Annotated in this window: 11 protein-coding genes, 2 tRNA genes and 1 rRNA gene; 3 read left to right on the top strand and 11 right to left on the bottom strand. The window is 69.4% G+C overall.

Translation table 11 applies throughout. The annotated features are described in order from the left end of the window. Positions 1 to 376 precede the first annotated feature (376 nt). Positions 377 to 1891: ribosomal RNA gene (locus tag GA0070603_RS26320) — 16S ribosomal RNA — on the bottom strand. Between the two features lie 656 nt (positions 1892 to 2547). On the opposite strand from GA0070603_RS26320, the gene GA0070603_RS26315 reads away from it, so the two are divergent. Continuing rightward, entirely contained in the window at positions 2548 to 2775 is a 228-nt protein-coding gene (locus GA0070603_RS26315; RefSeq protein ID WP_212833068.1) for a hypothetical protein, read from the top strand. A gap of 6 nt (positions 2776 to 2781) precedes the next feature. Here GA0070603_RS26315 and GA0070603_RS26310 read toward each other — a convergent pair whose 3' ends face one another. Then, positions 2782 to 3579, bottom strand: coding sequence for a carbon-nitrogen hydrolase family protein (locus GA0070603_RS26310; RefSeq protein ID WP_091319127.1), 798 nt, complete (start codon positions 3577 to 3579; stop codon positions 2782 to 2784). Between the two features lie 40 nt (positions 3580 to 3619). Continuing rightward, the gene (locus GA0070603_RS26305) at positions 3620 to 4453 is read right to left on the bottom strand and encodes a DMT family transporter (RefSeq protein ID WP_091319124.1); all 834 of its coding nucleotides are present in this window, start codon (positions 4451 to 4453) and stop codon (positions 3620 to 3622) included. 41 nt (positions 4454 to 4494) lie between these two features. Between GA0070603_RS26305 and GA0070603_RS26300 the strand changes: the two genes are divergently transcribed. Further along, entirely contained in the window at positions 4495 to 5118 is a 624-nt protein-coding gene (locus GA0070603_RS26300) for a helix-turn-helix domain-containing protein (protein WP_091319122.1), read from the top strand. Between the two features lie 72 nt (positions 5119 to 5190). On the opposite strand, the gene clpX is transcribed toward GA0070603_RS26300, so the two are convergent. The 5 genes from clpX to GA0070603_RS26275 all read right to left on the bottom strand — a co-directional run bounded on the left by clpX (position 5191) and on the right by GA0070603_RS26275 (position 9754). Continuing rightward, positions 5191 to 6486 (bottom strand): ATP-dependent Clp protease ATP-binding subunit ClpX, encoded by a 1296-nt coding sequence (clpX, locus tag GA0070603_RS26295; RefSeq protein ID WP_091319119.1) that lies wholly within the window; start codon positions 6484 to 6486, stop codon positions 5191 to 5193. Positions 6487 to 6701: 215 nt separating this feature from the next. Next, the gene (locus GA0070603_RS26290) at positions 6702 to 7364 is read right to left on the bottom strand and encodes an ATP-dependent Clp protease proteolytic subunit (protein ID WP_091319117.1); all 663 of its coding nucleotides are present in this window, start codon (positions 7362 to 7364) and stop codon (positions 6702 to 6704) included. 10 nt (positions 7365 to 7374) lie between these two features. After that, the gene (locus GA0070603_RS26285) at positions 7375 to 8016 is read right to left on the bottom strand and encodes an ATP-dependent Clp protease proteolytic subunit (RefSeq protein ID WP_088960728.1); all 642 of its coding nucleotides are present in this window, start codon (positions 8014 to 8016) and stop codon (positions 7375 to 7377) included. A gap of 173 nt (positions 8017 to 8189) precedes the next feature. Next, positions 8190 to 9536, bottom strand: coding sequence for a trigger factor (gene tig, locus GA0070603_RS26280; RefSeq protein ID WP_091319115.1), 1347 nt, complete (start codon positions 9534 to 9536; stop codon positions 8190 to 8192). Between the two features lie 144 nt (positions 9537 to 9680). Beyond that, positions 9681 to 9754, bottom strand: a tRNA-Pro gene (locus tag GA0070603_RS26275). A gap of 139 nt (positions 9755 to 9893) precedes the next feature. On the opposite strand from GA0070603_RS26275, the gene GA0070603_RS26270 reads away from it, so the two are divergent. Beyond that, a tRNA-Gly gene (locus GA0070603_RS26270) sits at positions 9894 to 9967 on the top strand. Between the two features lie 358 nt (positions 9968 to 10325). Here the strand turns inward: GA0070603_RS26270 and GA0070603_RS26265 are convergent. The 3 genes from GA0070603_RS26265 to GA0070603_RS26255 form a co-directional block, all read right to left on the bottom strand. Further along, positions 10326 to 11246: a Nif3-like dinuclear metal center hexameric protein gene (locus GA0070603_RS26265; RefSeq protein WP_091319113.1), complete on the bottom strand. Its 921-nt coding sequence runs from the start codon at positions 11244 to 11246 to the stop codon at positions 10326 to 10328. Between the two features lie 363 nt (positions 11247 to 11609). Then, complete coding sequence (locus GA0070603_RS26260) at positions 11610 to 12158, bottom strand: hypothetical protein (protein ID WP_139131935.1); 549 nt, start codon at positions 12156 to 12158, stop codon at positions 11610 to 11612. Positions 12159 to 12177: 19 nt separating this feature from the next. Continuing rightward, the gene (locus GA0070603_RS26255) at positions 12178 to 13722 is read right to left on the bottom strand and encodes a HEAT repeat domain-containing protein (protein ID WP_139131934.1); all 1545 of its coding nucleotides are present in this window, start codon (positions 13720 to 13722) and stop codon (positions 12178 to 12180) included. Positions 13723 to 13736: the final 14 nt, after the last annotated feature.

Raw genomic sequence — 13736 nt, 5'->3', positions numbered from 1 at the left:
CAAAGATGCTCGCGTCCACTGTGCAATTCTCAACAAACGACCAACCCACAACCCGACACGCCCCACACCAGCAACCCCCCACAGGAGGATCCGGTATGCGAGGCCAGGCCATGCCTGGCGCCGGCGAAGCTCATCCGCTCCGCTCACGGCTCTGAAAGACAACCAACGGTTGTTCCTTCAGGACCCAACAGGGTGCTTTACATCCTCCCCCAGCCGCACCAGGACTTCGTTCCACACCACCCGAAGGTGGCCGTACTAGAAGGATCCCAGCCGTTGCCAGGGAAAGACTCGCCAGTGTCTCCGCCATTGAGCACCCCACCACCACATTCGGGTGGCGCGGGCTCCTTGCACCCTTTCGGGTGAAGGTGCTCCTTAGAAAGGAGGTGATCCAGCCGCACCTTCCGGTACGGCTACCTTGTTACGACTTCGTCCCAATCGCCAGCCCCACCTTCGACGGCTCCCTCCACAAGGGTTGGGCCACCGGCTTCGGGTGTTGCCGACTTTCGTGACGTGACGGGCGGTGTGTACAAGGCCCGGGAACGTATTCACCGCAGCGTTGCTGATCTGCGATTACTAGCGACTCCGACTTCACGGGGTCGAGTTGCAGACCCCGATCCGAACTGAGACCGGCTTTTTGGGATTCGCTCCACCTCACGGTATCGCAGCCCATTGTACCGGCCATTGTAGCATGCGTGAAGCCCTGGACATAAGGGGCATGATGACTTGACCTCATCCCCACCTTCCTCCGAGTTGACCCCGGCAGTCTTCGATGAGTCCCCGCCATTACGCGCTGGCAACATCGAACGAGGGTTGCGCTCGTTGCGGGACTTAACCCAACATCTCACGACACGAGCTGACGACAGCCATGCACCACCTGTGACCGCCCCCGAAGGACCTCACATCTCTGCGAGTTTTGCGGCCATGTCAAACCCAGGTAAGGTTCTTCGCGTTGCATCGAATTAATCCGCATGCTCCGCCGCTTGTGCGGGCCCCCGTCAATTCCTTTGAGTTTTAGCCTTGCGGCCGTACTCCCCAGGCGGGGCGCTTAATGCGTTAGCTGCGGCACAGGGAACCGGAGAGGCCCCCCACACCTAGCGCCCAACGTTTACAGCGTGGACTACCAGGGTATCTAATCCTGTTCGCTCCCCACGCTTTCGCTCCTCAGCGTCAGTATCGGCCCAGAGACCCGCCTTCGCCACCGGTGTTCCTCCTGATATCTGCGCATTTCACCGCTACACCAGGAATTCCAGTCTCCCCTACCGAACTCTAGCCTGCCCGTATCGACTGCAGGCCCGCAGTTGAGCTGCGGGTTTTCACAGTCGACGCGACAAGCCGCCTACGAGCTCTTTACGCCCAATAAATCCGGACAACGCTCGCGCCCTACGTCTTACCGCGGCTGCTGGCACGTAGTTGGCCGGCGCTTCTTCTGCAGGTACCGTCACTTACGCTTCGTCCCTGCTGAAAGAGGTTTACAACCCGAAGGCCGTCATCCCTCACGCGGCGTCGCTGCATCAGGCTTCCGCCCATTGTGCAATATTCCCCACTGCTGCCTCCCGTAGGAGTCTGGGCCGTGTCTCAGTCCCAGTGTGGCCGGTCGCCCTCTCAGGCCGGCTACCCGTCGTCGCCTTGGTAGGCCATCACCCCACCAACAAGCTGATAGGCCGCGAGCCCATCCCAGGCCGAAAAACTTTCCACCCAACCTCATGCGAGGCCAGGTCCTATTCGGTATTAGCCCCGGTTTCCCGGGGTTATCCCAAAGCCTAGGGCAGGTTGCTCACGTGTTACTCACCCGTTCGCCGCTCGAGTACCCCGAAGGGCCTTTCCGCTCGACTTGCATGTGTTAAGCACGCCGCCAGCGTTCGTCCTGAGCCAGGATCAAACTCTCCAACAAAAATCTTTGTTGAACAATCATCCTGACAACAAAAGTGTTGCCAAAGGAATCCCAACCAGCCAGAACAAAGCCTGACCAGTCCGGGGTATAAATCAATTTGGCACTGGCTTAACAAGCACCCTGTTGAGTTCTCAAAGAACAACCACACACCATCCGGAACCCCGCACCAGCAGGACCCCGTCCGGGGCAACCTCTCTAACTTACTCGGTGCGATCCTCGCTGTCAACCTCGTGTTTGAGGTGATCAACTTGGTTCGAGCCGATCCACGCTCACGCACGCCGTGACCGGCGGTCGTTACTGTCGTGGTTTCCGGCGGACCGGCCGATCGCCGCTTTCGCGGCCACCCGCCCGGCTCCCTGCCGGCTTTCGAACTCTACCCGGTCGGCTTCGCGATCGCAACCCCGTGTTTCCCGGAGTGTTCCGCACCGCCCGATCCTCAGTCTGGCTCGGCGTCACCGCCACCAGCCTGGCGCCCGTTCTCGGCCGGTTTGTCCGGCCTCCCGCGTGCAGAGAGAAAGTTACGCGGACGGCCCTGAGAAGGCAAATCAACGATCATCTCTGCCCGAGCGGCCGGCGGGCCGAAGCCGGCGGCCGGCGGCGGAAAGCCGCCCATCGGACGGGACCACCGCGGGCTCATCCGTGCCAGAGTGTCTGGCATGGATGACGTGTCCCGGCTCCCGGCGACGACGCTCGCCGAGGAGGCCCTGCTCGGGCTCCTCCTGCCGTTCTGGCAGCTGGTCATCGGCGCCTTCGTGCTCGCCGTCGTCCTGCTGTCGGTGGGACGCCTCGTCCGGCGCGGTCCCTCGCGGATGACCACCGCCCTGCTCGTCACCGCGGCGGCGATCGCCGGCTTCACCGTCGTCGGCGTGCTGCTGGAGAGCTGAGCCGGTTCAGAGCCGCCGGTTGGCGAGGCTGGGCACCTCGACGCGGATCGTCCGCAGGCGGTCGAGGTCCAGGTCGGTCACGGCGAGCCCCGGGCCGTCGGCAACCTGGCTGAGGACCGTCCCCCACGGGTCCACCACCATGCTGCGCCCGAAGCAGGTCCGCCCCGGCTCGTGGTCACCCGTCTGGCCGGCGGCCGCGACGTAGCACTGGTTCTCGATCGCCCGGGCCCGGAGCAGCACCTCCCAGTGGTCGCGCCCGGTGTGCATCATGAACGCGGCCGGCACGACCAGCAGCTCGGCTCCGCCCTCGGTGGCCAGTTGCCGGTAAAGCTCGGGGAACCGGAGGTCGTAGCAGATCGACAGGCCGACCCGGAGACCCTCGACGTCGACCACCACGGGCTTCTCACCCGCCGCCACCGTGGCCGACTCCTGGTAGGAGACCCGGCCGGGAATCTCGACGTCGTACAGGTGGATCTTGCGGTAACTGGCGGCGAGCGCGCCGTCCCGGTCGAAGACCAGCGAGGTGTTCCAGGTGTGCTCGGGGTCCGGACCCGCCTCGTGGAACGAGCCGGCGATCACCCAGATGCCGAGCCGGCGGGCGGCGTCCGCGAAGAAGCGGCCGACCACGCCGTCGACCGGCTCGGCCGGAGGCATGCCGGCGGCCAGGCCGAGGTAGTCCACGTACTCCGGGAGGACGGCGAGGTCCGCGCCGGCCGCCGCGGCCCGGGCCAGCAGGGCCTCGGCGGCGGCGAGGTTCGCGGTCCGGTCGTCACGGGCGTTGAGCTGACACACGGCGACACGCATGACGCTCAGCGTACGGGCGGAGGACGGGCGGCGACAGGGCTCAGACGCTCGCCAGCACCAGCGCGCCGGCGGCGAATCCGAGCCCGGCCAGTTGCACCGGGCGGAGCCGTTCCCGGTCGACCGCGAGCGCGAGCAGCACGGTGCTCGCCGGATAGAGCGCGGCGATGGCGGCCACCACGCTGAGGTGCCCCCGGCCGGCGGCGGCCAGGAAGAGCGCGTTGGCCGCCGAGTCCAGCAGGCCGGCCGCCGCCGCCCACCGGAGCACGCGCGGTCCGAGCCGCAGGCGTACGCCGGTGCGCACGGCGAGCGCGAGACCGAAGGCGATGGAGCTGACGCGTACCGCGGCGACCGGCCACATGCCGGCGCCCTCGTCGGCCTGGCCGAGCAGCGCGAAGAAGATCCCGAAGAGCAGCCCGGCGCCGAGGGCCATGCCGATGAGCCGGCCGGACACCCGCCCCGTGGTGCCGCCCTCCCCCAGGCTGACCAGCGCGATGGCCACGACGGCGAGCCCGGCGCCGGCGAGCGCGAGGGTGCCCGGGGAGTGTGCCGTGACCAGCCCGGCGACGATCGGCACGACCGCGGCGGTGATCGCGGTGACCGGTGCGACGACCGCCATCATGCCGCCGGCCAGCGCCTTGTAGAGCAGCATCACGCCGGCCGCGCCGGCCACCCCGGCGAGCAGCCCCCAGGCCAGGTCGAGCGGGCCGGGCGTGCCGGGCACGATCAGCACGAGGGCGAGCAGCAGCGGGACGCTGAGCAGTTGCGACACCACTGTCACCGCGATCGGGTCGGCGTGCCGGGACGCCTTGCCGCCGGAGAAGTCGGCCGTGCCGAACGCGACCGCGGACACCGCCGCGAGCACAATGGGGAACATCAGGCAGTCGTACCACAATATTGACCGCGAAGGATAGTGTGATGACCGACGCCGGAGGGCGGGTGGGCGCGGTGACCTCCGCGGTCGCCCGACAGGTACGCGAGCTGCGGGCCGCCCGCGGCTGGTCCTTCGAGGAACTGGCCGGCCGCTCCGGGGTGAGCAAGGGCATGCTCGTGCAGATCGAGGGAGCGCGGACCAACCCGAGCGTCGGCACGCTCTGCCGCGTGGCCGACGCGTTCGGCGTCAACATCGCCCGGCTGCTCGAACCCGCCGAGGAGAGCACCGTACGGGTCTCCCGGGCCGGCGACGCTCCGGTGCTGTGGCGGGGCCAGGGCGGCGGCACCGCGCGACTGCTCAGCGGCCTCGGCGAGCCCGACCTGGTGGAGCTGTGGGAGTGGCGGTTGCAGCCCGGCGAGGCGCACCACTCCGCCGACCACCCGCGCGGCACCCGGGAGGTGCTGCACGTGCTGGCCGGTACCGTCACGGTCACCGTCGAGGGCGTCGACCACGAGGTGCGCGCCGGCGAGACCGTGGAGTTCCACGCCGACCGCGAGCACGGCTACCGCACCGCGGGCGACGAGCCGGCGCGGCTGGTGATGGTGGTGGTCACCCCGTCGGGCGAGTGGGACCGGCGGACCCGGTCACGCGGACCGCGCCCGAGCTGACCCGGGCGCGGTCGCGGCGGGCGGTCAGGCGGACCGCGCCCGAGCTGACCCGGGCGCGGTCGCGGCGGGCGGTCAGGCCGACTTCTCCTCGCGGTCCCGGCGGGCACGCCGGCCGGTGAACTCGCGGGGAACGATCGTCGGGTTGACGTTCTCCAGGACGACCTCGCGGGTGATCAGCACCCGGGCGGCGTCGGGGTTGCTCGGCACCTCGTACATCACGGAGAGCAGGACCTCTTCCATGATCGCCCGCAGTCCACGGGCGCCGGTGCCCCGGAGCATGGCCTGGTCGGCGATGGCCTCCAGCGCGGGCTGCTCGAACTCCAGCTCGACGCCGTCCAGCTCGAAGAGGCGCTGGTATTGCCGGACCAGGGCGTTGCGCGGCTCGGTGAGGATGCGGACCAGCGCGGAGCGGTCAAGGCTGCGCACGTTGGTGATCACCGGGAGCCGGCCGATGAACTCGGGGATCAGCCCGAACTTGAGCATGTCCTCCGGCATGACCTGGCTGAAGATGTCGTCGGTCGACCGCTCGGAGACCGACCGGAGCCGGGCGCCGAAGCCGGTGCCGCCGGAGCCGGTGCGTGCCTCGATGATCTGGTCGAGGCCGGCGAAGGCGCCACCGCAGATGAACAGCACGTTCGTGGTGTCGATCTGGATGAACTCCTGGTGCGGGTGCTTGCGCCCGCCCTGCGGCGGCACGTTGGCCACCGTGCCCTCGAGCATCTTCAGCAGCGCCTGCTGCACACCCTCGCCGGAGACGTCCCGGGTGATCGACGGGTTCTCCGACTTACGGGCGATCTTGTCGACCTCGTCGATGTAGATGATCCCGGTCTCGGCGCGCTTGATGTCGTAGTCGGCGGCCTGGATGAGCTTGAGGAGGATGTTCTCCACGTCCTCGCCGACGTAGCCCGCCTCGGTCAGCGCGGTCGCGTCGGCGATGGCGAACGGGACGTTGAGCATCCGGGCCAGGGTCTGCGCCAGGTGGGTCTTGCCGCAGCCGGTCGGGCCGAGCAGCAGGATGTTGGACTTGGCCAGCTCGACGCCGTCGCTACCGGAACCCGGGGCGCCGGCGGCCTCCGCCTGGATCCGCTTGTAGTGGTTGTAGACCGCGACGGCGAGCGCCTTCTTGGCCTGCTCCTGACCGACGACGTAGTTGTCGAGGAACTGGCAGATCTCCATCGGCTTGGGAAGCTCTTCCCACTTCACCTCGCCGGACTCGGCCAGCTCCTCTTCGATGATCTCGTTGCAGAGATCGATGCACTCGTCGCAGATGTAGACCCCGGGGCCCGCAATCAGCTTCTTGACCTGCTTCTGCGACTTGCCGCAGAAGGAGCACTTCAGTAGGTCGCCGCCGTCACCGATCCGTGCCACCTACGTTCTCCCTGCACTCGTCGGCCGGTCCGCCGGCCCCTGACCTGCGGGCGCCGCGCGCCCGTCCGTCCTGTCGTCCCACCTCGCCGGTCCGACCCTGCGAAGCGGCACAGACCCGACGTTACCCGCTGCCGGAGGTTTCTCCGACCCCCAAAACGGGTGTGTCAGAGGTCGGCCGGGAACGACGCCCCGACCGACCTCCGACCTGGCACTGCTCAGCTGGCGGCGTGAGACGCCAGCAGACCCTTCTTGCGGCTGGTCAGGATCGTGTCGACCAGCCCGTACTCCTTGGACTCCTCGGCCGTCATGATCTTGTCACGGTCGATGTCCTTGCGGACCTGCTCGATGGGCCGGTTGCAGTGGCGGGACAGCATGTCCTCCAACTGCGTGCGCATCCGCAGGATCTCCCGGGCCTGGATCTCGATGTCCGACCCCTGGCCGTAGCCGCCCTCGGTGGCCGGCTGGTGGATGATGATCCGGGAGTTGGGCAGCGCCATCCGCTTGCCCGGGGTGCCCGCCGCGAGCAGCACCGCCGCCGCGCTGGCCGCCTGGCCGAGGCAGACGGTCTGGATGTCCGGGCGGACGTACTGCATGGTGTCGTAGATCGCCGTCATGGCCGTGAACGAGCCACCCGGCGAGTTGATGTACATGATGATGTCGCGGTCCGGGTCGGTGCCCTCCAGCGTCAGCAGCTGGGCCATCACGTCGTTGGCCGACGCGTCGTCCACCTGGACGCCGAGGAAGATGATCCGGTCCTCGAACAGCTTGTTGTACGGGTTGGACTCCTTCATCCCGTACGACGTGCGCTCGACGAACGACGGCAGGACGTAGCGGTTGTGCACGGCCGCGAACTGGGGCGGCAGGCTCAGGTCGGTCATCGTCAGCTCCTCAGCTCAGGGTCCCGGCGCCATCCGGAACCTGAGCGGCCCCGATGATCACCTTGTCGATGAAGCCGTAGTCCATGGCCTCCTGGGCGGTGAACCAGCGGTCCCGGTCCGAGTCCGCCTCGATCTGCGCCTGGCTCTGGCCGGTGTGGTGCGCGACCCGCTCCTGGAACATCCGCTTGGTGTAGAGCATCTGCTCGGCCTGGATCGCGATGTCCGACGCGGTGCCGCCGAGGCCACCCGAGGGCTGGTGCATCATGATCCGCGCGTGCGGCAGCGCGTAGCGCTTGCCCTTCGTGCCGGCGCAGAGCAGGAGCTGGCCCATCGACGCGGCCATGCCCATCGCCACGGTCGACACGTCGTTGTCGATGAACTGCATGGTGTCGTAGATCGCCATGCCGGAGTAGACCGAGCCACCCGGCGAGTTGATCCAGAGGTTGATGTCGCGGTCCGGGTCCTCCGCCGCGAGCAGCAGGAGCTGCGCGCAGATGCGGTTGGCGACCTGGTCGGTCACCTCGCTGCCCAGGAAGATGATCCGCTCCTTGAGCAACCGGTTGTAGACCGAGTCGTCGAGGTTGCCAATGGAGTCGCCACCGCGGGCCTCGATCGCCCGGAGCGACTTCTTGGGGATGTGCATGTCGGTCATGGCAGCCCTTCGCTCTCCGTACCGTCCTACCCGACACTAACCGCTCGGCCGGGGGGCGTACTCCCGGTCGGGGCACTGTTCGCTCTCAGCGCAGTCACCCGCAGGGCGTACCCGGAAAAGGGTTTCGGCCGCCGCCCGGCGCGGAGCGCGGGACGGCGGCCGACGCCCGACGATCAGTGCTGGTGGTCGTGCTCGGCCTCGTTCTGGGCCCGCAGCGCGTCGAGGGAGACCTCGTTGCCCGCTGCGTCCTTGATCTTGATCTTCTCCATCACCGAGGCGAGCGCCTTGCCCCGGCGGACATCACCGAAGACGGCCGCGGCGGCGCCGGAGCGGACCAGCTGGTCGTAGTACTGCTGCGGGGCCATGCCGGCGCGCTGGGCGCGGTGGACGATCTCGTGACCGAACTCGTCGTCGGAGACCTGGACGTCCTCGGCGTCGGCGAGGGTGTCCAGCAGCAGCTGGATCTTGACGCCCTCGGTCGCGGCCTCGGTCAGCTCGGTGTCGATCTGCTCCTCGGTCTTCTCCTCCGCGGCGAGGTACTCCTCCAGGGAGGCGCCGATGCGCTCGAGCTGGTCGACCATCGCGGCCTTGCGGCTCTCGACCTCCTCCTTGACGACACCCTCCGGCGCCGGCACCTCGGCGGCGGCGACCATCTGCTCGAGGGCCTTGTCGCGGGCGGCGTAGATCTGCTCGACCTGCTTGCCCCGGGTGACCCGCTCACGCAGGTCGGCGCGCAGCTCCTCGATGGTGTCGAACTCGCTGGCCAGCTGGGCGAAGTCGTCGTTGAGCTCGGGCAGCTCCTTCTCCTTGACCGTGCGGACGGTCACCGCCACATCGGCGTCGCGGCCGGCGAAGTCGCCGCCGACCAGCTGGGTGGAGAAGGTGGTGCTGTCGCCGGCGGCCAGGCCGACGAGCGCCTCGTCCAGCCCCGGCAGGAGCTGCTTGCTGCCGACCTCGTGCGAGATGTTGCTCGCCTGGCCGCCCGGCACGTCCTCGCCGTCGACGGTGGCGTTCAGGTCGATCTGGACGAAGTCGCCCTCCTGGGCGGCCCGCTCGACGGTCTTCAGCGTGGCGAACCGCTCGCGCAGGCTGTTGACCTGCTCGTCGATCTCGCTGTCGGCGATCTGGATCTCGTCCACGGTCACCTCGATGGTGGCCGGGTCCGGCAGGGTGATCTCCGGCCGGACGTCCACCTCGGCGGTGAAGTTGAGGGAGTCACCGTCGTTGAACTCGGTGATCTCGACCTCGGGACGGCCGAGCGTCTTCAGGTCGTGCTCGCGGACCGCGGCCAGGATGTTCTGCGGGATGGCCTCCTGCACCGCCTCGTTGAGGACGGTGCCCCGGCCCACCCGCTGGTCGATCACGGCGGCGGGAACCTTGCCCCGGCGGAAGCCGGGAACCTGGACCTGCTGGCCGATCTCCCGGTACGCCTTCTTGAGGCTCGGCTCGAGCTCGACGAACGGCACCTCGATGGCGAGCCGCACGCGCGTCGGGCTCAGAGTCTCGACGGTGCTCTTCACAGGCGTACTCCTTGACGGATCTCAGTTGAGTCTGGGCGTGATTGCGCGCATCGAGTGTAGGCGAGCCGGCCTGCGGCATCGGCAGCGCCCGGGTACCGCGCGGAAAAAATCGGCGGTTCCCGGACGACCCGGCGCGAACGACAGTCGGGGTGGCGGGATTTGAACCCACGGCCCCTCGCTCCCAAAGCGAGTGCGCTACCAAGCTGCGCCACACCCCGTGGCGACGAAGAGTGTATGCCGTCCGGGCCCGCCGGACGGGCACCGGGGCGGTCCCGGGGCGGCGCGCGGTACGGCGCTGCGCGTCCGGTTCGGGGATTCGGTAGGCTGTCGGGCGCGTCCCGCGAGAGCGGGGCGGTCGCGGGCGTAGCTCAATGGCAGAGCTTCAGTCTTCCAAACTGACGGTGCGGGTTCGATTCCCGTCGCCCGCTCCAACGGCCTCCGGCCCAGGTCAGAGGCTGCATCCCCCGATCCTGGGCCGGTCGGCCACTCCCCCGCTCCGATCTTGCGGGCCATCCGTGGGCCATAGCTGCTCTGGCCGCCCTTGCCTCGGGTCTGCCGGGCGATCCGCTGGTCCATGACCTCCGGCCGGCATCGGCCGGGCCGGCCGGCCACGCTTGAGGACGACCAGGACTCGAAGACCTCGGGGCTCCGCCCCGAGCCCCGGCCCTCCTCAGAGATCAGCCGCAGATCACCTCGTCGGGCACCACAAGGGCTACCAGACTCCCCGGACGGTCTGGCGACTGCCCGACGAGGAGATCCGCTTATCCGCCAAGACCACTCACTCGCACTTCAACGCCACCAGTGCGGTTCCCGGATGGGGCGAAGGGTGATCCGGTGGTTTTCGGCGAACCAGCGGGCTAGCTGCGTCTCGATGACCAGGTGTTCGCTGGCGGCGTGTGAGACGCCGATCAGGGTCATGCCGGTGGTCGCTGCGAAGGCTTGCACGGCGGCGAACTTGCGGCGTCCGTAGTCGCCCTCTATGCGCACGTGCAGCTCACCGGTCAGGTACGCCTGGGCGCCCATGCGTTCGGCCAATGCCATCTGGTCGACGTGATCCCCAATGCCGCCGACTACCGCGACACGGGTCACCGCGTCGTGGACTGCTCCCTCGACCTCGACGCTGTCCACCGCAAAGATCTCCCGGGCGCGGCGTACTAGAGCGCTGCTGCTGATCGCCGGAATGTCGGCCACGAGCCCCGCATGGCCATCGCCATACGGCCAGAACTGGTTGACGACGGTGCCGCTCAGCGCTTCGACGATGGCCGCAGCGGTGCCGACCCGCAGCGACGTGTCCATCGGGGCGTGGCAGGCGTACATCGACAATCCGCGCTCGGTGATGGCCTTCAGTTGGGTCGCGTCGATCGGTACGAAGCCCTCTGCCCAGGTGTCGTCTTCGGGTGAGCCGTTGCGCACGTCGATCGGGTGGTGGGTGACCAGCAGGTCGCCGCGCTCGGCCACGGCCAGCCAAGCGTCGATGACTTCGGCCGATGGGAAGCAGGCACCGTACACGGTGCGAACGGTCGGGTGGCCGCGGCGCATGAGTCCGTTGAACCGTTGAGCGAAATGCGGCTCGACGATCGCCCGCCAGTCGGTGCCGACCTCGTCGTAGACCCGGGGTAGGTGCCGGCTCATCGCGGTGTCGGGTGCGGACGCGTCGAGGCCGAACAGCTCGTCCAGGGCGGCGACGATCCGATCGAGATCCACAACCATCCCCGCACCCTACGACGTCACCGGGCGGGGTTCACCTGCGATCCGGTAGGCGTCGGAAGCACCGATGTCGGTTCACGCAACCGGTCCGGTGGCCGCGATGGGCCATCCACGGGCCAGTAACCGTGGCGCACAGCGGTCATGAGCGGGCACGAGCGGCCTTCGGCTCTGCCGCCGACCGCAGGCGTTTCGGGCATCACGGCCCGTTGAGCACGCTCTTCCAAACTGACGGTGCGGGTTCGATCCCCGTCGCCCGCTCCACCGCACTCCGGCCCAGCTCACGGGTAGTCCGAGCGCTGGGATCCTCCGCGTCCAGCTGACCGCACGGTCGACAACCGCCCGACGGGGAGATCCCGCGCTCGTCGCCTACTCGCAGTCAGCCACACACTTCTCGTAGGCGGTCCAACTGTTTCCGCCGGTACCCACGTAGAAGAAGGTGAGGCGCACGACCCCGTTGTCCTTCGACACGCTCGGGTGTGGGCCGCTCATCGCGACGTCCTCACCACCGAGCCGCCGGAAAGACAGCTTCACGTCCGACGAGAGACCCTCCTTGGCCGGAGGCTCGAGCGTCCACTCGCCCGCCCCGTCGAGGAGGTCCCGAGAGGGGTCGAAGGTGTCAGGCAGGAGGTCGTGAAACGCCTCGGACGGCAAGTCGGTCGCCGTGAACGTCCGGTCCTCGCGGAACACGATGATTCTTCGCTCACCGCCGCGCCAGGTGCCCACGAGGTCCGGCGCCTGGAGCGTCACCGGGTCGCCGTAGTCCGCCGTGAGCTCACCCAAGCCACAGCCCATGGCAAGAACCAATGTCGCCGTGAACGCGAGCACTCGTTTCAGCGGTGTGCGACTGGCCCGTCCTCGCGCCTCCTCGGCGTTGGTTCGCCGAGCCGGGAGCAGCTCCGCGTCCTCCCTGGTCATGGGCCCGCCACCGTCTCCATCACCTGCGTCGTAGCCAGTCCGTCAGCCGCTCCACCGTACGGGCGGCGAGGGCCGGCCCGGCCGCCGCGGTCAGCCGGAGCAGTTCGTCCCGCAACCGCGCGGTCAGCTCCAGCTCCGGAGGCCGCGGCTCCCAGCGGTATGTCGACACGCTGGCCCGGGCCAGCCCGGTCACGTCGGCGCGGGCACGTTCCGCGAGCCGGGGGTCCGGGTCCTTGACGAGCAGCAGCCCGGCCCGCAGGCGCAGCGTCGGCGGGCTGGTGCCGAGCAGCCGGTAGCCGGCGCGACGGAGTTCGACCCGCTCGTCGGCCAGCAACTCCCAGGGCAGCTCGGGCGGGAGCGCCCCGCTGATCGGGCGCAGCGCGGTGGCCGCCTCCCGGACGACTCCGGCGGCGGGGTCGCGCAACAGGGCCACCACCGGCGGCACCGGCACAGCGCCCATCCGGGCCAGGGCACGTACCGCGGCGGCACGCAGCCGGGGGTCCGGGTGGGCGAGCAGCGGGTGCAGCAGTGGGGCGTCGCCGTCGGTGCCCACCTCGGCCAGCCCGGCGACCGCGCCGACGCCCGGCGCCCCACCGCTGACCGCCGACCGGTATGCGGCCAGGGCGTCGACCCCCTCCCGCCGGGCCGCCTCGCGGGCGATGGCGCGGACCAGCTGGTGCCGGTCGTCGACGACGGCGGAGACCTCGGCGTGCCGGCCGAGGCGGAGCAGTCCGATCAGGCCCAACGCCCGCACCTCGGCGTGCCGGTTGCCGGCGAGCCGCCGCAGCACGGGCAGGCGGCCGGTCCAGACCGCCTCGCGGGCGGCGGCCTCCGCGGCCCGGGCCCGTATCCGGACGTCCCGGTCAGCGACGGCGGCGAGCAGGTCGTCCACCCGCAGTCGTCCGTGCGCCAGGTCCAGGTCGAACAGGACGCGCCGCTGCGCGGTCGGCGCATTGCGGCCCACCTCGGCGCGAAGCCGCTCGGGTGCGGACGAGAGCGCGGCGGTGACCTGCTGGAGCGCGAAGCTGCCACGGTTGCGGACGGACACCAGCGCGGTGGCCGGGACGGCGGCCGGCAGGTGGGTGGTCGGTTCGTCGGCGAGCAGCAGCGCCAGGCCGGCCCGGGCGGCGTCGCGCACCGGCCGCGCCCAGTCGGCGGTGCGGAGCACCAGGAACGGGGTCAGTTCCGGCACGGGCCGGGACAGCAGCACCCGCACCGCCCGTTCCCGGACGCGCCCGTCGGGGTGGCTGGCCGCGACGGCGACGGCCACCGTACCGACCGTGGGCGAGGTGAGCGTGGCGGCCAGGCGATCGACCTCCGGCGATCGGTACGGCGCCGACCACGGATTCCACCGGACGTGCTCGTCGAGCCGGGTCAGCAGCCGGGGCGTCCCGGCCAGCAGGCGCAGGGTCGCCCGGGCGGCGTCCATGTCACCACGGGCGTCCACCGCGGACAGCGCGGCCAGGAGGCGCTGCAGGTCGTCGTGGTCCCCGCCCACGGCTGCGGCGACGGCCTCGGTGACAGCCGGCGGCACCGCCCCGGGCGCGCTGCGTGCTTCGGTCATCGCGCCATGGTGGT

It is taken from the genome of Micromonospora chersina, assembly GCF_900091475.1.
Classification (GTDB): Bacteria; Actinomycetota; Actinomycetes; order Mycobacteriales; family Micromonosporaceae; genus Micromonospora; species Micromonospora chersina.
The sequence above is the reverse complement of the archived record's forward strand: the minus strand, read 5'-3'. Positions and strand labels throughout refer to the sequence as shown.